General features: G+C 71.0%; 16 protein-coding genes and 1 pseudogene. 3 read left to right on the top strand and 14 right to left on the bottom strand.

What is annotated here, in order from left to right:
* Positions 1-101: 101 nt before the first annotated feature.
* The 4 genes from ASC64_RS09015 to ASC64_RS09000 all read right to left on the bottom strand — a co-directional run bounded on the left by ASC64_RS09015 (position 102) and on the right by ASC64_RS09000 (position 3,250).
* Positions 102-581 (bottom strand): YbjN domain-containing protein, encoded by a 480-nt coding sequence (locus ASC64_RS09015; protein WP_056907179.1) that lies wholly within the window; start codon positions 579-581, stop codon positions 102-104.
* Positions 582-588: 7 nt separating this feature from the next.
* On the bottom strand, positions 589-1,845 hold the full coding sequence (gene mshA / locus ASC64_RS09010) for a D-inositol-3-phosphate glycosyltransferase (protein ID WP_235563607.1): 1,257 nt from the start codon (positions 1,843-1,845) through the stop codon (positions 589-591).
* 99 nt (positions 1,846-1,944) lie between these two features.
* Positions 1,945-2,316, bottom strand: a complete 372-nt coding sequence (locus ASC64_RS09005) for a hypothetical protein (RefSeq protein ID WP_056907178.1) — start codon at positions 2,314-2,316, stop codon at positions 1,945-1,947.
* Positions 2,317-2,353: 37 nt separating this feature from the next.
* Positions 2,354-3,250, bottom strand: a complete 897-nt coding sequence (locus ASC64_RS09000; RefSeq protein ID WP_200937547.1) for a ribonuclease HI family protein — start codon at positions 3,248-3,250, stop codon at positions 2,354-2,356.
* A 25-nt stretch (positions 3,251-3,275) separates the two neighbouring features.
* Here ASC64_RS09000 and ASC64_RS08995 point away from each other — a divergent pair, with 25 nt between their 5' ends.
* Together ASC64_RS08995 and ASC64_RS08990 are read left to right on the top strand one after the other, a co-directional pair.
* Positions 3,276-4,028, top strand: coding sequence for an SDR family NAD(P)-dependent oxidoreductase (locus ASC64_RS08995; protein ID WP_056907176.1), 753 nt, complete (start codon positions 3,276-3,278; stop codon positions 4,026-4,028).
* A 67-nt stretch (positions 4,029-4,095) separates the two neighbouring features.
* On the top strand, positions 4,096-4,785 hold the full coding sequence (locus ASC64_RS08990) for an aspartate/glutamate racemase family protein (protein ID WP_056907175.1): 690 nt from the start codon (positions 4,096-4,098) through the stop codon (positions 4,783-4,785).
* Here the strand turns inward: ASC64_RS08990 and ASC64_RS08985 are convergent.
* From ASC64_RS08985 to ASC64_RS08970, 4 genes are all read right to left on the bottom strand, one after another.
* Positions 4,782-5,645, bottom strand: coding sequence for a hypothetical protein (locus tag ASC64_RS08985; protein ID WP_056907174.1), 864 nt, complete (start codon positions 5,643-5,645; stop codon positions 4,782-4,784). The genes ASC64_RS08990 and ASC64_RS08985 overlap by 4 nt on opposite strands.
* Positions 5,642-6,862, bottom strand: a complete 1,221-nt coding sequence (locus tag ASC64_RS08980) for a class I SAM-dependent methyltransferase (RefSeq protein WP_056907173.1) — start codon at positions 6,860-6,862, stop codon at positions 5,642-5,644. The genes ASC64_RS08985 and ASC64_RS08980 overlap by 4 nt, the downstream gene beginning before the upstream one ends.
* A gap of 141 nt (positions 6,863-7,003) precedes the next feature.
* Entirely contained in the window at positions 7,004-8,272 is a 1,269-nt protein-coding gene (locus ASC64_RS08975; protein ID WP_056907172.1) for a hydroxyacid-oxoacid transhydrogenase, read from the bottom strand.
* Complete coding sequence (locus tag ASC64_RS08970) at positions 8,265-9,203, bottom strand: NUDIX hydrolase (RefSeq protein WP_082550316.1); 939 nt, start codon at positions 9,201-9,203, stop codon at positions 8,265-8,267. The genes ASC64_RS08975 and ASC64_RS08970 overlap by 8 nt, the downstream gene beginning before the upstream one ends.
* 31 nt (positions 9,204-9,234) lie before the next feature.
* Here ASC64_RS08970 and ASC64_RS08965 point away from each other — a divergent pair, with 31 nt between their 5' ends.
* Positions 9,235-10,257, top strand: a complete 1,023-nt coding sequence (locus ASC64_RS08965) for an acyltransferase family protein (RefSeq protein WP_156385100.1) — start codon at positions 9,235-9,237, stop codon at positions 10,255-10,257.
* Here the strand turns inward: ASC64_RS08965 and ASC64_RS08960 are convergent.
* The 6 genes and pseudogenes from ASC64_RS08960 to rpoB all read right to left on the bottom strand — a co-directional run.
* The gene (locus ASC64_RS08960) at positions 10,193-11,023 is read right to left on the bottom strand and encodes a lysophospholipid acyltransferase family protein (protein ID WP_162245781.1); all 831 of its coding nucleotides are present in this window, start codon (positions 11,021-11,023) and stop codon (positions 10,193-10,195) included. The genes ASC64_RS08965 and ASC64_RS08960 overlap by 65 nt on opposite strands.
* Entirely contained in the window at positions 11,020-12,267 is a 1,248-nt protein-coding gene (locus tag ASC64_RS08955; RefSeq protein ID WP_056907169.1) for a geranylgeranyl reductase family protein, read from the bottom strand. Before ASC64_RS08955 ends, ASC64_RS08960 begins: the two co-directional genes overlap by 4 nt.
* 30 nt (positions 12,268-12,297) lie before the next feature.
* Entirely contained in the window at positions 12,298-13,323 is a 1,026-nt protein-coding gene (locus tag ASC64_RS08950; protein ID WP_056907168.1) for a sugar phosphate isomerase/epimerase family protein, read from the bottom strand.
* 129 nt (positions 13,324-13,452) lie between these two features.
* On the bottom strand, positions 13,453-14,034 hold the full coding sequence (locus tag ASC64_RS08945; protein WP_056907167.1) for a DUF4232 domain-containing protein: 582 nt from the start codon (positions 14,032-14,034) through the stop codon (positions 13,453-13,455).
* Between the two features lie 100 nt (positions 14,035-14,134).
* Entirely contained in the window at positions 14,135-17,980 is a 3,846-nt protein-coding gene (locus ASC64_RS08940; protein ID WP_056907166.1) for a DNA-directed RNA polymerase subunit beta', read from the bottom strand.
* 84 nt (positions 17,981-18,064) lie between these two features.
* Positions 18,065-21,616: pseudogene (gene rpoB, locus ASC64_RS08935) on the bottom strand (DNA-directed RNA polymerase subunit beta); the annotation flags it as partial.
* Positions 21,617-21,635: the final 19 nt, after the last annotated feature.

The raw sequence follows: 21,635 nt of genomic DNA, 5'->3' as shown, positions 1-21,635 counted from the left end.
ACTGACATCGTGGCACTGTGCGGCCCGTCGAGACATCCACAGAAACAGGCACGTCTGCTCGCGGCCGAAGGGCCCGCCGACGCACCACGTCCGAGCAGGGCTCAGGCCTCGAGCCAGCCCCGGAACGCCTCGAGGTTGCGGGTGGACTCGCCCCGCGAGATCCGCCACTCCCACTCCTTGCGGATGGAGGAGGCGAAGCCGAGCTCGAGGATCGCGTTGAACGACTCGTCGGCGTTGGCGAGCACCGAGCCCAGGATGCGGTCGAGCTCGTCGGGCTCGACGGCGGAGAGCGGCAGCCGCGCCTCGAGGTAGATGTCGCCGGTGCGGTCCACGGCGAAGGAGACGGCGTACATCCTGAGGTTGCGCTCGAGCAGCCAGCGGTACACCCGTGCGTGGTTCTCGTCGGGGTTGCGGCACACGAAGGCGTGGACGCCCAGCGCGTGCGAGCCGACGTCGAGGCGGACGGGGGTCTGCAGCTTCTTCTCCCCCGGCAACGTCAACGAGAACGACGTCTCGCCGATCTCCTCGTGCTCGATCTCGTTGTCGACCAGGTAGGCCCGCAGGACCTCGACCGCGCTCATGCGGTCATCATGAGGCAAGCTCGGCGCGCATCCGGCCACTGGCCCGCACGTAGGCCTCGAGGGTCCGCTCGGCGGTGCGCTCCCACGAGAACTCCTGCGCGTGGGCGACCGCGCCGGCGCCCAGGCGCTCGACGAGCTGCGGGTCGTCGATCAGCCGGCGCAGGCTCGCCGCCCAGTCGCGCGGCTCGTGGGTGTCGACCAGCAGCCCGCTGACCCCGTCCCGGACGACCGTGGTGAGGCCGCCGACGGCAGCGGCGACCACGGGCGTGCCGCTGGCCTGGGCCTCGACGGCGACCAGGCCGAAGGACTCGTTGTACGACGGCACGGCGACCGCCGTGGAGGCCGCGGCCCACACGGCCAGCTCGGCCTGGGTCACGGGAGGGACGAAGCGCACCACGTCGGCGATGTCGAGGTCGGCGGCCAGGTCGGCCAGCGACGTGGGGTGCGCCAGCCCGGACCCCGACGGTCCACCCACGACGGGTACGACGAGGCGCCCGCGCAGCGACGGGTCCTGCTCCAGCAGCACGTCGACCGCGCGCAGCAGCACGTCGGGCGCCTTCAGCGGCTGGATGCGACCGGCGAACATCAGCACGACGGCGTCCTCGGGGAGGCCGAGCTCCCGGCGGGCCTCGGCACGGTCGCGGGGCGTGAAGACGGAGAGGTCGACGCCGGGGTGGATGACCTCGACGGAGTCGGGGCTGGCGCCGTAGAGGTCGACGAGCTGGCGGGCCTCGGCGTCGGTGTTGGCCACCAGCAGGTCGGCGGCCTCGACGACCTGCTCCTCGCCGATCACCCGGGACACCGGTTCCGGGGTGTCGCCCTCGGCGAGCGCCTCGTTCTTGACCTTGGCCATCGTGTGCATCGAGTGCACCAGCGGGACGTTCCAGCGGTCGCGGGCCAGCGCCCCGACCTGCCCGGAGAGCCAGTAGTGCGAGTGCACGGCGTCGTAGTGGCCGAGCGGCTGGATCGCCTCGGCGCGCAGCACCTCACGGGCGAAGGTGCACAGCTGGCCGGGCAGCTCGCCCTTGGTCAGGCCCTCGAACGGGCCGGCCGCGATGTGGCGCACCAGCACCCCGTCGGCCGCCTCGACGACCTGGGGCAGCCGGGAGGACGTGGCGCGGGTGAAGACGTCGACCGCGATGCCCTGCGCAGCCAGGCGCTTGGAGAGCTCGATGACGTAGACGTTCATGCCCCCGGCGTCGCCCGTGCCGGGCTGGTCCAGGGGTGAGGTGTGCAGGCTGATCATGGCCACCCGCTCGCCCACGCTGTCTCCTTCGGTTCGCTCGACGGCCGCCCAGCACTGGGCACCTCAGGCACAACGGTGCGGGTGGCCCGGGGATTCCCCGAGCCGGTGTGACGTGGGTCAGCGGGCGTGGGCGCCGGCCGCGGGACGACCCGGGGAGCGGCCGCGGTGACGCAGCAGGCTGAGGCCGCCGATGAGGGCGGCGACGATGCCCCAGAACCCGTCGTACCAGACCGATCCGACCGGTCGGAACGCCTCGATCATCGAGAGCACGAGGAGCGCGGAGGCGACGGCGACGACCACGCGCATGGCGAGGGCGTCGCTCCTGACCAGCGTGGTGCCGAAGACGGCAGCGGCGACGAGCAGCGAGGCGAGGCCGACGAAGTGGAGGGTGCCGGCCAGCGGGTCACTGCCACCGCCGAGGAGGGCGCGGATGATCCACAGCACACCGCCGAGGAGCGCGGCGGACGCAGCAAGCTTTGCGGGGGGCATCGGACGAGTGTGCCACGGGGGCGGGACCCCGCCCACCTCACGGTTCGTCGGTGCCCTGGTGGAACCGGGCCTGCCACTGGCCGCCCGTGCGCACCCACAGCGTGCTGCGCAGCGTGGAGCGATCCGGGGTGGACGTGCGCCACAGCAGCAGGATCGTGTCGGGTCCGAGCCGGTCGGTCGAGACCACCTCGACCTCCAGGGGCTCGATGGGGCCGATGGTGTCCAGCGTGTCCTCGCGCGTCCAGAGCCGGCCGGAGCGGCCGATCTCCTGCCAGTCGGGGTGCAGCAGGGCGGCCACGGCGGCGCGGTCGGATCGGACCTCGTCGCTCAGCAGGGACCGCTCCAGCGCGACGACGTGCTGCTCGTCGGTGGGTGCCGGCTCGTCACCGAGCTCATGGGTCAGGTCGCTGAACAGGTCCGGCTCCGCCTCGACCTGCCCGACGGTCGCCGCCGGGTGCGCGGTGCTGCTGCCGGTGAAGCCGGGCCCGGCGTCGGGCTCGACGCCCCGCTGGTACGCCGTCGCGGCGGCGTTGGCGCGCACGTCGGCCGCCTCGTTGAGCTCGTGGCCGGCGTGGCCCTTGACCCACTCGAAGCGGACCCGGTCGCGTCGCCCGTCCATCGCCGCGTCGATCGCCTTCATCAGCTCGACGTTGAGCACTGGCTTGCCGTCGCTCTTCTTCCAGCCCTTGCGCTTCCAGCCCGGCATCCACTTGGTGACGGAGTCGATGACGTACTTGCTGTCGCAGTAGACGTGCAGGTCCTCGTCGAGGTGCGCCGTCTGCTGGAGCAGGTCGAGGACCGCCATCAGCTCGCCCATGTTGTTGGTGCCGTGCTTCCAGCCGCCCGAGGCCCAGCAGGAGTCGTCGACGTACCACGCCCAGCCGGCCGGACCGGGGTTGCCGAGTGCCGAACCGTCGGCCGCCGCGATGATCACGGGGACATCTTGGCAGGATGGATCCATGACCTCAGACGAGACCCGCCCCCGCACCGCCGTCGTCACGGGCGCGTCGAGCGGCATCGGGGCCGCCACCGCCCGGGCCCTCGCGGCGCAGGGCTTCCGCGTCGTGTGCGCCGCCCGGCGCACCGACCGGATCGAGGACCTCGCCGCCGAGATCGGCGGCGAGGCGATCACCTGCGACATCACCGACGACGCCTCGGTGGAGGCGCTGGCCGCCGCAGTCCCGGTGTGCCACGTGCTCGTCAACAACGCCGGCGGGGCCGTCGGCACCGACCGCGTGGACGGTGCCGACGTCGACGCGTGGCGCTGGATGTACGACGTCAACGTGCTCGGGCTGGTGCGCGTCACCAAGGCGCTGCTGCCCGCGCTGCGGGCCAGCGGCGACGGCGTGATCGTCAACGTCGGGTCCACGGCCGGCCGCTGGGCCTACGAGGGTGGCGGCGGCTACACCGCGGCGAAGCACGGCGTGAAGGTGGTCACCGAGACCCTGCGCCTCGAGCTCAACGGAGAGCCGATCCGCATCACCGAGGTCGCGCCCGGCATGGTGCGCACCGACGAGTTCTCGCTGGTGCGCTTCGGGGGCGACCAGGAGCTGGCCGACGCGGTGTACGCCGGCGTGGACCAGCCGCTGGTCGCCGAGGACGTCGCCGACGCGATCGCGTGGGTCGCCACGCGCCCCTCGCACGTCGACATCGACGAGCTGGTGATCAAGCCGCGCGCCCAGGCGGCGGTCCACAAGGTCCACCGCCGCTGACCCCCTCTCCGTGCGCAGCAGGCGAGACGGAGGCGGCCACGTGCCCGGACGTGGGAGACTGCCGCGCGTGAAGACGATCGGACTCGTGGGCGGGATGAGCTGGGAGAGCAGCGCGGTCTACTACCGCGACCTCAACCTCGGGATGCGGGAGCGCCTCGGCGGCCTCTCCTCGCCCAAGCTGGCCCTCACCACGGTCGACTTCGCGGAGGTGACCCACCTCGAGGACGACGAGCGCTGGGACCAGGTCGGCGTGCTCCTGGCCGACGCCGCGCGTGCCGTCGAGCGGGCCGGCGCCGACTTCCTGCTGCTGTGCACCACCACGTTCCACAAGGTCGCCGACCAGGTCGAGGAGGCCGTGGACATCCCGGTCCTGCACCTGGCCGACGTCGTGGCCGCCGCGGTCAAGGCCGCCGGCGTGGAGACGGTCGGCCTGGTCGGCACCAAGGTCGCGATGTCGGAGTCCTTCTTCGTCGACCGGCTGTCCGACCACGGTCTGTCCGTGATCGTGCCCGACGAGCGGCACCACGACTTCCTCAACGACGCGATCTACGAGGAGCTGGTCCACGGCGTCGTCCTGCCCCGGACCCGTGCCCGGGTCGTGTCGATCATCGAGGAGCTCTGGGACGCCGGCGCCGGGGGCGTGCTCCTCGGCTGCACCGAGCTCGAGCTGCTCGTCAAGCAAGCCGACGTCGAGCTGCCGGTCTTCCCGTGCACGACCCTGCACGTCCAGGCCGCCCTCGACGCGGCCCTCGCCTAGAGCGGGAGACCACGAGCGGTCGCCAGCCAGCGCAGCGCCGTCCACGCCGGTGAGCGCAGGTCGGTGGCGCCGGCCTCCGGTGGCAGCGGCACGGCCAGCACGCGCGACCGGGCTCCCTCGGTGCTCACCAGCAGGTCGCGTCCCGAGACTGCCACGCCCTCGCCCTGGTCCTGCGGAGGGAGGTCCCACGAGGAGACCCCCTGCCACGAGGGGAACGACGCGAGGTGGGCGCGGGAGTAGGTGCGCATCACCACGCCGCCACCGCCGGGCAGGAACGTCGCGTCGGTGACGATGCCCGGGGCGTCGCCAACCTCCTCCAGCAGGTTCGGCCGGTCCGCGCTCAGCCTCGCCGGAGCGGCGTACACCGTGCCGCCGAAGACGCCCTTGGTGATGACGTAGAGCCGCCCGGTGACGGGATGGCTCACGAGCGCCTCGGCGTCCCGAGGTCCGTCGGGGTAGACGAGCTCGAAGGCCTGCGGGCTCGCGACCCGGTCGCCCCGGCCGACCGGCACGCGGAGCAGCTGGACGGAGTCGCGCTCGTGCCGGTTGTCACCCGTGTCGGCGACCCACACCTGCCCGTCGCCCGTGGGGGCGAGGGCCTCGACGTCCACCGGGTCGTCGGCCCACGACGTCACCCCGACGGTCGCGCCCGTGGCGGGATCGACGGCGAACACGCGCCCGGAGTCGCCCGAGTCGTTGCTGGTGACGACCAGTCCCGCCGAGACCGCCAGACCGCTGGACTCGACGATCTCCGGATCGGTGAACCGGAAGGCGGGGTGGCTGCCCACGGCCGTGTCACCGGCCGCGGCGCCCAGCAGGAACGGCGCTGCGACGACGACGCCGACGGCGAGCCGCCTCACAGCAGCTCGCCCAGCCGGGGGTGCACGCCCCACGTGCCGAGCAGCTCGTCGTACTCGCGCGCCGCGCCCCGGGCCGCGTCGGTGCTGCCCGGCGTGCGCACCGCCCGCAGCAGGGTGTTGCGCGGGGTGTGGGCACTCTCGACGAACTCCACCACGTCCACGCGGTAGCCCTCTCGGCGCAGCAGGGTGGCCCGCAGCGCGTCGGTGAGCGTGTCGGCGAAGCGCTCGCGCAGGATCCCGTCCCGAACCAGCATGGCGTAGGGCGCCGGCGGCTCCGCGGCCCGCAGCTGGGCGGCGATGTCGTGGTGGCAGCAGGGCGCGGCGAGGACGAGTGCGGCGTCCCACCCCAGAGCCCGCGCCAGGGCGTCGTCGGTCGCGGTGTCGCAGGCGTGCAGGGCGAGCACGACGTCGGGCTGCAGGTCGAGCGTCGCGTCGGCGATCGAGCCGACCACGAAGTCCGCGTCGATGCCCAGACCCGCGGCGACGGCCGAGTTGTGGTCGGCCGACTGCTGCTTGACGTCGACGCCGGTCATCCGCACCGGCATCCGGTCGCTGAGGTGGGCGTGCGCCGCGAAGGTGAGGTAGGCGTTGCCGCACCCGAGGTCGACGACCCGGAGCGGGTCATCGGGGGTGGGCGTGCGCACGTGGCCCTGCGCGATGGCCTCGGTCAGGCTGGCGTCGAGCAGGCGGACGAACTCCTCGACCTGCCGGTACTTCGCCTGCCGGCTGGGCTTGACCCGCCCTTGGGCGTCGCTGATGCCGAGCGCCTTCAGCACCGGGTGGTCCTCGGCCAGCAGCCGGTCCTTGGGCCGGTCGTGCTCGCGCGTGAGGTCGGCCTCCCCGGACCGGGCCGACGCGTGCAGCATCGGCACGCCCTTCTTCGTCACCCGCACCTGGAGCGTCTCGGTGGAGGTGTCGAGGTGCCAGTTGGCGAACGGCTGGCCGAGCAGCGCGTCGACCGCGGCCTCCGCCGCCTCACCGACCGGGTGGTTGGCCGTGTGCGCCTGCGTGGCGTCGTACGTCGTCACCTGCAGGTGGCGGCCCGCCTTGAGGTCGACGACGCGGACCTCCGCGCGCCGCACCTCGCGACCGTCGACCTCCGGCGCAGGCCGCCCCTTGCGCCGGCCGCTGGCCAGGGCGCGCACGAGGTGGTCGGCGTCGAGGACCGCGGCCCGCAGCCGCGCCCACTCCCCGGTCGCGGCGGCGTCCGCGCTCACAGGACCGCGGCGAGGACGACGATGAGGATCAGTGCCCCCAGCGCCACCGGGATCACGAGTCGGCGGTGGCGAGGATTCATGCGGTCATTTTGTCACGACGGCCCTCGGACACCCTCTTCCACGCGGCGGCCGGGACCTCCCTCACCAGTGCTCGAGCGAGGCGCGGAAGACCGTCGCGAGGTCGTCGGCCGTGACCTCGATGGGCGCGGTGGCCAGCAGCCGCTGCTGCTTCAGCGCGCCCTCGACCAGGTCGTCGACGTCGGCGGAGCCGTAGCCCAGCTCCGCGAGGCCGCTGGGGAGGCCGACGTCGCGCATCAGGCCCCGGAGCACCTCGGGGAGAGGGCGCCCCTCGCCGCCGAGCAGCTCAGCCGCGCGACGGTGGCGCTCGGGCGAGGCGGAGAAGGTGAGGTCGAACGCGGCGGGCGCGGTCATCACCACCGCCATGCCGTGCGGCACGATCGGCTCGTCGGCGGGATAGCCCTCGGGGCGGTAGTCGCGCACCCGGCCCGCGATGGGGTAGGCGCAGGCGTGCGGCACGTGGACGCCCGCATTGCCGAAGCCGAGGCCGGCGAACGTCGCGGCCAGGGCCATCTGCTCGCGGGCCTCGCGGTCGAAGCCGTCCTGCACGGCGCAGCGGAAGGAGCCCGCCAGGAGCGAGAGCGACTTCTCGGCCCACATGTCGGCGATGGGGTTGGCGCCGCAGTAGGGCACCCGCTGCTCGGGCTGCTTCGCGGCGAAGTCGCCGAACCAGCGTGCGGTCCAGCTCTCCAGCGCGTGGCAGAGGATGTCCATCCCGCACGACGCGGTGACCATCGCGGGCTGGGTCATCGTGAGGTCGGGGTCGACGACGGCCAGGGTCGGGCGCAGCCGCGCGTGGGAGATGCCTGTCTTCACCTTGAGCGCGAGCACGTCGAGCACGCAGATCGTGGTGGACTCCGCCCCCGTGCCGGTCGTGGTCGGCACCGCGACGAGCGGCAGCAGTGGCTGCTCGGGTGCCCGGCCGCCACCGACGGGAGCGTTGACGTAGTCCATCAGCTCGCCGTCGTTGGTCAGCAGCAGGTTGACGGCCTTGGCCGTGTCCATGGCCGAGCCGCCGCCCACGGCCACGATCGCGTCGAACGGCCCGGCGTCACGCGCGTGGGCGATCGCCTCCTCCAGGGACGCGTCCGTCGGCTCGACGCGCGCCCCGGCGTAGACCGTGACGTCCAGCCCGTGCGAGCCCATCGCCCCGGCGACGCGGTCTGGGTGCCCGGTCGCGGCGACACCCGGGTCGGTGACGAGCAGGACGCGACGTGCCTCGCCGCCCGGGGTCGCGCGGCAGAGCTGCTGGACGTCCCAGCCGATCTCCCCGCTGGCACCCCGGCCGAACTTCAGGCCGGGCGCGGCGTAGGTGAAGACGCTCTCAGTCACCGGGGTCTCCGTTCTCGCTGGTCGCGTGGTCGCGGGGGTCGGGCGCCGTGTCGAGCCCGAGGGCGTGGCGGACCAGGTCGAGCACCGGCACTGTCCCGTCCGCCACGTCGGCCAGGTCGACCCAGGCGACGGCGTCGGTGGTGCCGTCCTCCTCGACGACGCGCGGCTCGCCGTCGGCGACGGTCGCGCGGTAGAGCAGGTGCACGCCGTGGAAGTCCTCGATGCGGCCGGACGGGGCGGTGCCGGAGAAGTGGGTGTCGTGGACGTCGAGCAGCTCACCGACCTCGCACGCGAGACCGCACTCCTCCTCGACCTCCCGCGCGAGCGCGACGGCGGGGCGCTCGCCGTGGTCGATGCCACCGCCCGGCAGCGTCCAGCGGCCCGGGTGCGCTGCCCGCGGTGACAGCCGGGTGAGCAGCACCTGTCCCCCACGCTCGGCCAGCGCGTACGCCGCCACCCGCTGCAGGCGGAAGGGCTGGTGGTCCACCAGCGCCTCGCCCACCAGCGCGGAGACCGGCACCGCACCGGAGGCGACGTCGGCGAGCGGCTTCCAGGCCGCCTCCATCGTGGACCCGTCGACCTCGAGGACCTGCGGCTCGGGCGCCTCGGGCGCCACCCAGCCGTCGTAGACGATGCGGATCGCGTGGGCGTCGACGAGCTGCCCGTCGCGCGGGGCACGGGGCATGTGGGCGCTGTAGACGCGGGCCCGGTCGCCGATGGTCGCCGCGAGCCCGGTCTCCTCGTGCACCTCGCGGATCAGGGCGTCCCGCGGGTCCTCACCGTGGTCGACGCCGCCACCCGGCAGGGTCCAGAGCTCGGTGCGCGAGACCCGCGGCGCGAGCCGGCTCAGGAGGACCTCGACGAGGCCCCCGCGCTCGCGGAGGATCACGGCGTAGGCCCCCACACGTTGGCGTCTCGGCAGGGATCCCATGCCTCCAACCTAGTGAAGTACGGTGAGCGCCGTGTCCCCCGCGTCTCGAGATCCCTGGCTCGACAACGTCAAGATGGTGCTGGTCACCCTCGTCGTGGTGGGACACGCGATCGGGCTGGTGGAGGCGACCCAGGGCAGCCACTGGGTCTACGACTTCATCTACATGTGGCACATCCCGGCCTTCGTGTTCGTGAGCGGCTACCTCTCGAAGTCCTTCGAGTGGGACCGGCGCCGGATGAAGAGCCTGGTCTACACCCTCGCGATCCCCTACCTGCTCTTCGAGCCGGCCCTGTTCTACTACCGCAAGCTCGTCGTCGGCGAGGGCGTCGAGTACCCGCTGTGGATCGAGCCGCACTGGACGATGTGGTACCTCATCGTGCTGCTGATGTGGCGCCTGGTGACGCCGATCCTCAAGCGGCACTGGTTGTTCCTGCCGCTGTCGGTGGTCGTCAGCCTGGCCGGCGGCCTGTGGGACACCGAAGCCCTGATGATCCCGCGGTTCCTGGGCCTGCTGCCGTTCTTCGTGCTCGGCCTGCACCTCAAGCCCCGCCACCTCAAGCACCTCGACGACGTCTGGGTGCGCCTGGCAGCCGTGCCGACGCTGGTGGGCATCGGCGTCATGGCGCTCTACACCGACGCGTGGGCCGAGACGGCGCTCCTGTGGTACGACACCGGCTACAACAGCCTCCCGATCGACAACGAGATCATCTGGCAGACCCGGCTCACCGTGATGATGGTCGGGCTGCTCGGGGCCTTCGCCGCGATGTCGCTGGTGCCGCGCCGCTCGCTGGGGTGGTTCACCACGATGGGCACCGCGACGATGGTCGTCTACCTGTTCCACGGGTTCGTCATCAAGACCGCGATGCTGCTCGGCTGGCCGGACTTCACCGCGGCCCACCCGACCCTGGGCCTGGTCCTGACGGTCCTGGGGGCCATCGGGCTGGCGATGCTGCTGGCGAGCCCTCCCGTGCGCAGGGCGCTGGAGCCCCTCACCAACCCGCTGGGCTGGATCGAGAAGCGTCGGAAGGCGAGCACGGCCCCCACGTCGGCGTGATCGCCGACCTCGGCACGTCGTCGAGGTGGGCCGCCTGCGCCCGGGTCGGCGCGTGGCCGCCGAGGTGCGCGGGGTGCCACGGCGCGTGCTCACCCGGGCGCGGCCGGTGGTGCTCCAGCCGCTGCAGCGTCTCGAGCTGATCGGTGAGGACCGCACCGAGGTGGCGGGTCCACTCGGTGAGGTCGTCGCCGGCGTCGACCGTCAGCGGCGCGCCGAAGGACACGTCGGCCCGCCGCCCGCGTCGCAGGCTCGGTCGCGGCCCCTTGCCCCGCGCGTCGGGCAGGCCCACCGAGTACACCCGCTGGGGACCCCACACCGCCACCGGCACGACCGGCGCCCCGGTCTCGCGGGCCAGGCTGGCGACCCCGCGCATCAACGAGCGCACGGTGTAGGAGTAGGAGATCCCGGCCTCGGGGAAGGCGCAGACCGCCTCGCCCTCGCGCAGCAGCCCGCGCGCCAGGACGTACGCCCCGGCGGGGGCCTGCCGGTCGACCGGGACGTGGCGCATGGCGGTCATCGGGCGTGACAGGCCGGGCACCTGCCACACGTCGTGCCGGGTCATGAAGCGGACGTAGCGACCCGACGGACGAGCGGCCTCCTGCACGAAGACGAAGTCGGGGTACGACACGTGGGTCGCCGCCAGCAGCACCGGGCCGCTGGTCGGCACGTGCTCGACGCCGTGGCCGGTGAGCCGGAGGTCGAGGACGCGGAGCGCGGCGCGACCGAGGCCCAACGCGACGCGGTAGGTGCGCTCGGGCCCGCTCACGCGAAGGGCGGGCGGGCGTCCCGGGCCATCGAGCGACGACCGGCCCAGCGCCACACGCGGGCGGCGCGGTCGCGGTCGGCGTCGTCGACCAGGTTGCCCATCCACCGCAGGGCCAGCGTCATCAGCCAGTCCGAGCGCATGCCGGCCGGACCGAGGGCGGCGACGACCCGGGGCTGCGTGGCGATGCCGGCGAGCCGGCGCGCGATCGAGAACGCCTCGCCGTAGTGCTCCACCAGCGTGCTGCGCCACGCCTCGCCGAGGCCGGTGCCGCTCGCGATGTGCTCGGCGACCAGCCGGCCGGTCTCCAGCCCGTAGTCGATGCCTTCGCCGTTGAGCGGGTTGACGCACGCGGCGGCGTCGCCGATCAGCGCCCAGTTGGGCCCGGCGACGTTGCTGACGGCACCGCCCATCGGCAGGAGGGCCGAGGTCGGCATCCGCAGCTCGCCGGAGATCCCGAAGTCCGGGCCGATGGTGTCGGCATAGGTCTGCATCAGCGGCTTGATGGCGACCTCGGTGGGCCGCTTGCTGGTCGCCAGCGTGCCGGCACCGAGGTTCACCGAGCCGTTGCCGAGCGGGAAGATCCAGCCGTAGCCGGGGACCAGCTCGCCCTGCTCGTCGCGCAGCTCGAGGTGGGAGCTGATCCACGGGTCGTCGCTCATCTCCGAGTCGACGTAGGAGCGACCCGCCACGGCGTAGACGGTGTCGCGGTGCCACTCGCGACCCAGCAGCTTGCCCAGCGGCGAGCGGACCCCGTCGGCGACCACGAGCCACCGGCAGGCGATCTCATAGGTGCCGTCGGCGTCCTTGAGCGCGACCGCAGCGACCCGCTCCCCCTCCCGGCGTACGCCGACCGCGCGGGCGCCGTCGATCGCGAGGGCGCCGCTCTTGATGGCCACCGTGCGCAGGTGGTCGTCGAGCTCGGTGCGAGCCACGGCGGAGCCCCAGTCGGGCAGGGAGCCACCGGGCCACGGCAGGAGGAGGGTCTGGCCGAAGCCGTGGGCGCGCAGGCCCTCGTTGACGGTGTGGGCCCGCAGCCAGTCCTCGAGGCCGAGCTTCTTCATCTCGCCGATTGCCCGGGGCGTCAGCCCGTCGCCGCAGGTCTTGTCGCGGGGGAAGGTCGCGGCGTCAGCGAGCACGACGTCGAGGCCGGCCCGCGCCGCCCAGGCCGCTGCGGCGGAGCCGGCCGGGCCGGCCCCGACGACGAGCACGTCGGTCGAGGTCGGGCGCGAGGAGGGGGTCGTCACGGGCAGATTCTCTCAGACCCCCTCCCCTTCTCAGAACTCCAGGTGCTCCAGGTAGAGGTGCCCCACCGCCGCCGTCAGCAGGGGCGCCGCAGCGTTGTCCGGGGTGTCGTTCTCGACGATGTACTCCTCGACCTGGTGGTTGTCGAAGAGCTCGGCGAAGTCGATGACGCCGACACCGAGGTCGCACATGTCTGCCTCCGCCGGGGCCGTGCCCATGCTGGTGCGGTCCTTGACGTGGTACTGGCGCACCTTCAGCGGGGCCTCGTTCACCACGTCCTTGGCGAACTGGAGCGCCGACTCGGCCGTCGTGTGCCCGGTGTTCACGCCTGCGGTGAACGCCCAGTAGAGGTCGACCTCGAGGTGCACGAGCCGGCGGTCGAGGCGCTCCATGAAGACCTCCCACGGGGTGAGGCCGCCGCCGAGGTCGATCGTGAACTCGTGCGCGTGGTTGTGGTAGCCGTACTTCAGCCCGTAGCGCTTCGCGATCGCCGCCTCGGCGTTCATCTGGTCGGCCCACCGCTGCCAGTCGGCGAGGCTGGCGGAGTTGAGGTAGGGGACGTTGACGTACTCCTGGCCGAGCGTCACCGCGTTCTGGAACTTGGTGTGCGCCGCCCCGGTGTCGACGCTGATCCCGTCGTGGCTGGAGGACGCGCGGACGCCGAGCCCGTCGAGCGTGGCGCGCATGCTCGCCGCGGTCTGGCCGTAGAGGCCGGCCAGCTCGACCCGCTCGTAGCCGTAGCGGGCGACCGCCTCCAGCATGGCCTCGTAGCCGATGGCTGCCGGAGCGGTCGGACTCGGCGCCTGCGCCGCTGAGCGCAGGGTGTAGAGCTGGATGCTGAGCCGGTCGTGCGGCACCTGCCGGGTCCGCCCGTGCCCGTGGCCGTGCCCGCCGTGCGCCTTGTCGCCGTGCGCCGACGCGGGGGCTGCACCCAGCGCACCGAGGGCGGTGGCGCCGGCAGCGACACCCGCCGCTCCGCGCAGCAGTCCGCGCCTGCTGGCGCCCAACTGGTCGAGCGAGCGCTCGAGCGCCGCCTCGCCGTCATGTCCGAAGCACATCCGAGAACACCTCTCCGTCGGGCGCGGGCGCGTGATCGCCCTCACATCGGTTCGAAGTTAGAGGCACTTTTGACTGTTCGTCAATCAAAAGTTGCGCGCGTCTCGACATGGGGACGCGACGCGCGGCGCTCAGCCTCGGTACGCCCGGTGCGAGAGCAGGTGCACCGACGGGTTGCGGCACCCGGTCGTGCGGTGGGCGACGAGCTCGGAGCGAGTGGAGTCCGGCGCGAAGACCCGGAAGCCGTCGACCGGTGCCGGCCGGCACCGGGCGCGCGGGTAGTTCGCGGCCGCGGTCTCCGACACTGCGCTCACGGCACGGTCCCCGGGCTCGAGCACCACGCGGCGCCCCGGGGCACCGTCACGGTCGGCCGCGGCACCGACCTGGGTGCCGTCGCCACCGCCGACGTAGGACAGGCCGCCCCACCCCTGCACGACGCACGTGCGGTCGCTGGTGTTGCGCAGCCTGCTCACGCCGAACCGGTGCCCCGCGCCCGCGTCGCGCGCTCGGAAGCTGGCGTGCAGGTCGGCGGCGCCGCACTCGGCGACGCTGGACGTCTCGCTGCTGCTCGCGGCGATGCTGCTCGCGGCGGTGCCCGCGTCGGGGCCGGCCGGGGCGGCCTGGACGCCGTGCTCGTGGAAGGAGGCGACCAGCAGCACGCCGCACAACGCCACCAGGGACCAGAAGGTGCGGTGCCACATCGATCGGACCATGACGCCAGTGTGCGTCTCGTCCTGAAATGCGCCGGACCCCGGCCTCCTCGTGGGAGACCGGGGTCGGCGTTGCTACGTACGCGGATGGGTTTCGAGACGCTCAGTTCTGGTAGGAACCAAAGTCGAAGTCGTCCAGCGCGACGGCCTGCGACGACGGACCGAAGTCGTAGTCGTAGGCGTCGTAGCCGGTCACCGAGTAGGCAGCGGCACGCGCCTCCTCGGTGGGCTCCACGCGGATGTTGCGGTAGCGCTCCAGGCCGGTGCCGGCCGGGATGAGCTTTCCGATGATCACGTTCTCCTTCAGGCCACGGAGGCTGTCGGAGCGGCCGTTGATCGCGGCGTCGGTGAGCACCCGGGTGGTCTCCTGGAAGGAGGCCGCCGAGAGCCACGACTCGGTCGCGAGCGAGGCCTTGGTGATGCCCATGAGGACCGGGCGACCCGAGGCCGGCTTGCCGCCCTCGGAGACCACGCGACGGTTCTCCTCCTCGAACCGCACCCGGTCGACCAGGTCGGACGGGAGCAGGTTGGTGTCACCGGACTCGATGACCGTCACCCGGCGCAGCATCTGCCGGATGATGATCTCGATGTGCTTGTCGTGGATCGACACGCCCTGGGACCGGTAGACCTCCTGGACCTCGTCCACGAGGTGCTCCTGGGCCTTGCGGACACCCAGGATGCGCAGGACGTCCTGCGGGTCGGGCGTACCGGACGTGATGTGGTGACCCACCTCGATGTGCTGGCCGTCCTCGACGTTGAGGCGCGAGCGCTTCGAGACCGGGATCTCCTGGGGCTCGGAGCCGTCGTCGGGGGTGACCACGACGACGCGGGCCTTGTCGGTCTCCTCGATCTTGACGCGACCGGCGGACTCCGAGATCGGCGTACGACCCTTGGGCGAGCGGGCCTCGAAGAGCTCGACCACACGGGGCAGACCCTGCGTGATGTCGTCCGCGGAGGCCACACCACCGGTGTGGAAGGTACGCATGGTCAGCTGCGTGCCGGGCTCACCGATGGACTGGGCGGCGATGATGCCGACCGCCTCACCGATGTCGACCAGCTGGCCGGTGGCCAGCGAGCGGCCGTAGCACTTGGCGCAGGTGCCGGTGCGGGCGTCGCAGGTCAGGACCGAGCGGACCTTGACCTCGCTGATGCCGGCCGCGACGAGCTCACCGATCTTCACGTCGCCCAGGTCCTCACCGGCGGCGGCGAGGACCTCGCCGGTCTCCGGGTGGGTGATCTCGACGGCGGAGGCCCGGGCGTAGGCCGAGGTCTCCACGTGCTCGTCGTCGATGCGCTTGGGCAGTCCACGCTCGGTGCCGCAGTCGTCCTCACGGATGATGACGTCCTGCGACACGTCCACCAGACGACGGGTCAGGTAGCCCGAGTCGGCGGTGCGGAGCGCGGTGTCGGCCAGACCCTTGCGGGCGCCGTGGGTCGAGATGAAGTACTCGAGCACCGAGAGGCCCTCGCGGAAGTTGGCCTTGATCGGGCGCGGGATGATCTCGCCCTTCGGGTTGGCCACCAGACCACGCATGGCCGCGACCTGCCGGATCTGGTTCATGTTTCCGGAGGCACCCGAGTCGACCATCATGTAGATCGGGTTCTTGCGGTCGAAGTTGGTCTCCATCGCACGACCGACCTCGGCAGCAGCCTGGGTCCACAGCTCGATGAGCTCCTGACGACGCTCGTCGTCGGTCATCACACCGCGCTCGTAGTTCTTCTGGACCTTCTCGGCCTGCGCCTCGTAGCGGCCCAGGATCTCGGCCTTGCTGTCGGGCGTGGTGACGTCGTCGATCGAGACGGTCACACCCGAGCGCGTGGCCCAGTGGAAGCCGGCGTCCTTGAGGGCGTCGAGCGAGGCAGCGACCTGCACCTTGGTGTAGCGCTCGGCGAGGTCGTTGACGATGGCGCCGAGGCGCTTCTTGCCGACCTCCTCGTTGACGAACGGGTAGTCCGCCGGGAGCGTGTCGTTGAAGTAGACCCGACCCAGGGTGGTCTCGAGCAGGATCGCGGTCCGGTCCTCCCAGTCGGCGCCGAGCTCGAGGTCGAGCGGGGGCACGATGTCGTTCAGACGGATCCTGATCTTGCTCTGCAGGCCGATCTCGCCACGGTCGTAGGCCATGATCGCCTCGGCCGGCGACGAGAACACCCGGCCCTCGCCGACCTCGCCGTCACGGTCGCTGGTGAGCCAGAACAGGCCGATGATCATGTCCTGCGAGGGCATGGTCACCGGACGGCCGTCCGACGGCTTGAGGATGTTGTTGGTCGACAGCATCAGGATGCGGGCCTCGGCCTGCGCCTCCGCGGACAGCGGGAGGTGCACGGCCATCTGGTCACCGTCGAAGTCGGCGTTGAACGCGCCGCAGACGAGCGGGTGGATCTGGATGGCCTTGCCCTCGATCAGCTGCGGCTCGAAGGCCTGGATGCCGAGGCGGTGCAGGGTGGGTGCACGGTTGAGCAGCACGGGGTGCTCGGTGATGACCTCTTCGAGGACGTCCCACACGACCGGGCGCGCACGCTCGACCATCCGCTTGGCGGACTTGATGTTCTGCGCGTGCGACAGGTCGACGAGGCGCTTCATCACGAACGGCTTGAACAGCTCCAGGGCCATCTGCTTGGGCAGACCGCACTGGTGCAGCTTGAGCTGCGGGCCGGACACGATGACCGAACGGCCGGAGTAGTCCACGCGCTTGCCGAGGAGGTTCTGGCGGAAGCGACCCTGCTTGCCCTTGAGCATGTCGGAGAGCGACTTCAGCGGGCGGTTGCCCGGGCCGGTGACCGGACGGCCACGACGGCCGTTGTCGAAGAGGCTGTCGACGGCCTCCTGCAGCATCCGCTTCTCGTTGTTGACGATGATCTCGGGAGCACCGAGGTCGAGCAGTCGCTTGAGGCGGTTGTTGCGGTTGATGACGCGGCGGTAGAGGTCGTTCAGGTCGGAGGTGGCGAAGCGGCCACCGTCGAGCTGGACCATCGGACGCAGGTCCGGCGGGATCACCGGGACGGCGTCGAGCACCATGCCGATGGGCTGGTTGCCGGTCTTGCGGAAGGCGTCGACGACCTTGAGGCGCTTGAGGGCACGGACCTTGCGCTGGCCCTTGCCGTTGGCGATCGTGTCGCGCAGCGACTCGACCTCGGCCTCGATGTCGAAGTCCTGGAGGCGCCGCTGGATGGCGGTCGCGCCCATGTGGCCCTCGAAGTACTTGCCGAACCACGTCTTCATCTCGCGGTAGAGGAGCTCGTCGCCGAGCAGGTCCTGCACCTTGAGGTTCTTGAACGTGTCCCAGACCTCCTCCAGCCGCGCGATCTCGCGGTTGGCGCGGTCACGGAGCTGGTTCATCTCGCGGTCGGCACCGTCGCGCACCTTGCGCTTGGCGTCGGCCTTGGCGCCCTCGGCCTCGAGGGTGGCCAGGTCGTCCTCGAGCTTCTTGGCGCGGTCCTCGACGGAGGTGTCGCGACGCTTCTCGAGGCGCTCGCGCTCCAGGCCGACCTTGTTCTCGAGGGACTCCAGGTCACGGTGCCGGGCGTCCTCGTCGACCGAGGTGATCATGTAGGCGGCGAAGTAGATGACCTTCTCGAGGTCCTTCGGCGCCAGGTCGAGCAGGTAGCCCAGGCGCGACGGCACGCCCTTGAAGTACCAGATGTGGGTCACGGGAGCCGCGAGCTCGATGTGGCCCATGCGCTCACGGCGCACCTTGGAGCGGGTCACCTCGACGCCGCAGCGCTCGCAGATGATGCCCTTGAAGCGCACGCGCTTGTACTTGCCGCAGTAGCACTCCCAGTCCCGGGTGGGACCGAAGATCTTCTCGCAGAAGAGGCCGTCACGCTCGGGCTTGAGCGTGCGGTAGTTGATGGTCTCCGGCTTCTTGACCTCGCCGTGGCTCCACGCGCGGATGTCGTCCGCGGTGGCCAGGCCGATCTGGATCTGCTCGAAGAAGTTCACGTCCAGCAAGGTGTGTTCCTTTGGTTGCTGTTTGAGTCAGGTGGCTGGTGACTGAGGGGTCCCGGGCGGCGGCGGGCCGCCCGGGACTCGACCTCAGACTTCTTCGACGCTGCTCGGCTCGCGCCGCGACAGGTCGATGCCGAGCTCCTCGGCCGCGCGGAAGACGTCTTCCTCGGCGTCCTTGAGCGAGATGGCACTACCGTCCTGCGACAGCACCTCCACGTTCAGGCAGAGCGACTGCATCTCCTTGACGAGCACCTTGAACGACTCCGGGATGCCCGAGTCGGGGATGTTCTCGCCCTTGACGATCGCCTCGTAGACCTTCACGCGGCCCGGCACGTCGTCGGACTTGATCGTGAGCAGCTCCTGGAGGGCGTAGGCAGCGCCGTAGGCCTCCATCGCCCAGACCTCCATCTCGCCGAACCGCTGGCCACCGAACTGGGCCTTGCCGCCCAGGGGCTGCTGCGTGATCATCGAGTAGGGGCCGGTCGAGCGAGCGTGGATCTTGTCGTCGACGAGGTGGTGCAGCTTGAGGATGTACATGTAGCCCACAGCCACCGGCTCCGGGAACGGCTCACCCGAGCGACCGTCGAAGAGGCTGGCCTTGCCGTCCTCCTTGACCATCCGCTCACCGTCACGGTTGGGCAGGGTGCTGCCCAGCAGGCCGGTGATCTCGTCCTCGCGGGCACCGTCGAAGACCGGGGTCGCGACCTTGGTGTTCGGGTCGGCCTGGTCGGCGCCGATGGCGATGAGCCGCTGCTTCCAGTCGGCGTCGCCCTTCTGGCCGGACAGGTTGAGGTCCCAGCCCTGCTTGGCGAGCCAGCCCAGGTGGAGCTCGAGGATCTGGCCGATGTTCATACGACGCGGCACACCCAGAGGGTTGAGCACGACGTCGACCGGCGTGCCGTCCTCCATGAACGGCATGTCCTCGACGGGCAGGATCTTGGCGATGACGCCCTTGTTGCCGTGACGGCCGGCCAGCTTGTCGCCGACCGAGATCTTGCGCTTCTGGGCGACGTAGACGCGGACGAGCTGGTTGACGCCCGGGGGCAGGTCGTCGCCGTCCTCGCGGTCGAAGACGCGCACGCCGATGACCGTGCCGGACTCACCGTGGGGCACCTTCATCGAGGTGTCGCGCACCTCGCGCGCCTTCTCACCGAAGATCGCGCGGAGCAGGCGCTCCTCGGGGGTGAGCTCGGTCTCGCCCTTGGGCGTGACCTTGCCGACGAGGATGTCACCCGTGGTGACCTCGGCGCCGATGCGGATGATGCCGCGCTCGTCGAGGTCGGCCAGGCCCTCCTCGGAGATGTTCGGGATGTCCCGGGTGATCTCCTCGGGGCCGAGCTTGGTGTCGCGGGCGTCGACCTCGTGCTCCTCGATGTGGATCGAGGTGAGGACGTCCTCCTGCACCAGGCGCTGGCTGAGGATGATCGCGTCCTCGTAGTTGTGACCCTGCCAGGGCATGAAGGCGACGAGCAGGTTGGTGCCCAGCGCCATCTCGGCGTCGTCGGTGCAGGGACCGTCGGCGATCGGCGTGCCGACCTCGAGGCGGTCGCCGGCCTTGACCAGCGGACGCTGGTTGATGCAGGTGCCCTGGTTGGAGCGACGGAACTTGGCCAGCTTGTAGGTCTGGTAGGTGCCGTCGTCGTTCATCGTCTCGATGGCGTCGGCGGACACCTCCTTGACCACACCGGCGTTGTCGGCGACGACCACGTCACCGGCGTCGACGGCGGCGCGGTACTCCATGCCGGTGCCGACCAGCGGGCTGTCGCTGGTGATCAGCGGCACGGCCTGGCGCTGCATGTTGGCGCCCATGAGCGCGCGGTTGGCGTCGTCGTGCTCGAGGAAGGGGATCAGGGCCGTCGCGACCGACACCATCTGGCGCGGCGAGACGTCCATGTAGTCGACCTCCTCGGCCAGGATCGCGTCGACCTCACCCTTCTGCTGGCGCACCAGCACGCGGTCCTCGACGAACTTCATCTTCGCGTCGAGCGGCGCGTTGGCCTGGGCGATGACGTAGCGGTCCTCGTCGTCGGCCGTGAGGTAGTCGATCTCGTCGGTGACGACACCCTTGACCACGCGGCGGTAGGGGGTCTCGACGAAGCCGAACGGGTTGATCCGCCCGTAGGAGGCGAGCGAGCCGATCAGGCCGATGTTGGGGCCTTCGGGCGTCTCGATCGGGCACATGCGGCCGTAGTGCGACGGGTGGACGTCACGGACCTCCATGCCGGCGCGGTCACGGGACAGACCACCGGGACCGAGCGCGGACAGGCGACGCTTGTGCGTCAGGCCCGCGATCGGGTTGGTCTGGTCCATGAACTGCGAGAGCTGCGAGGTGCCGAAGAACTCCTTCAGCGCCGCCACGACGGGACGGATGTTGATCAGGGACTGCGGCGTGATGGCCTCGACGTCCTGGGTCGTCATCCGCTCGCGGACCACGCGCTCCATGCGGGCCAGGCCCGTGCGGAGCTGGTTCTGGATGAGCTCGCCCACGGTGCGCATGCGGCGGTTGCCGAAGTGGTCGATGTCGTCGGCCTGGACCTTGACGGGAGCACCGTCGGGGCCCTCGACGACGTTGCCCTCGGCGTCGACCAGGTCGGGAGCCTCGACCTGCGTGCCGGCAGCGTGGAGCTGCACGACGTAGCGGATCGCGGCCACGACGTCGTCGATGGTCAGCGTCTGCTGGTCGAAGGCCTCGTGCAGGCCGAGCTTCTTGTTGATCTTGTAGCGGCCGACCTTCGCCAGGTCGTAGCGCTTGGGGTTGAAGTAGTAGTTGTTCAGCAGCGTCTGCGCGGCCTCGGCCGTCGGCGGCTCGCCCGGGCGGAGCTTGCGGTAGATGTCGAGCAGCGCGAGACGGGTGACCTCGTCGTTGACCTGCTCGGCGGTCGGGGCCTCGCCCCGCGCCTTCTTCTGCAGCTCCTCGTGGACGACCTCGTAGCGGACGCTGTCCTTCTCGAGCGTCAGCATCATGGACTCGTACTGACCGAACTCCTCGCGGATCTGGTCAGTGGTCCAGCCGAGGGCCTTGAGCAGCACGGTGACGTTCTGCTTGCGCTTGCGGTCGAGACGGACGCCGACCAGGTCGCGCTTGTCGATCTCGAACTCCAGCCACGCGCCACGGCTCGGGATGAGCTTGGCGGTGAAGATGTCCTTGTCGGACGTCTTGTCGGGCGTGGACTCGAAGTAGACGCCGGGCGAACGGACGAGCTGGGACACGACGACCCGCTCCGTGCCGTTGATGATGAAGGTGCCCTTCTTGGTCATCATGGGGAAGTCGCCCATGAAGACCGTCTGGCCCTTGATCTCGCCGGTCTCGTGGTTCATGAACTCGGCCGAGACGTAGAGGGGCCGGGAGTAGGTGAAGTCCTTCTCCTTGCACTCCTCCTCGGTGTACTTCTCGTCGAGGAAGACGGGGTTGTCGAAGGAGAGCATCATCGTCTCGGAGAAGTCCTCGATCGGGGAGATCTCCTCGAAGATCTCCTGCAGACCGGTCTTCTCGGAGACGTCCTCACCGTTTGCCCTGCGGGCAGCCACCTCGGTCTCCCACCGCTCTCCGCCGACCAGCCAGTCGAAGCTGCTGGTCTGGAGCGAGATGAGCGGGGGAACCTCGAGGGGTTCGGTGATCTTTGCAAAAGAGGTACGGCGGTGGTTACCAGCAGAGCTG

The organism is Nocardioides sp. Root122, from assembly GCF_001425025.1.
Lineage (GTDB): Bacteria > Actinomycetota > Actinomycetes > Propionibacteriales > Nocardioidaceae > Nocardioides.
The sequence above is the reverse complement of the archived record's forward strand: the minus strand, read 5'-3'. Positions and strand labels throughout refer to the sequence as shown.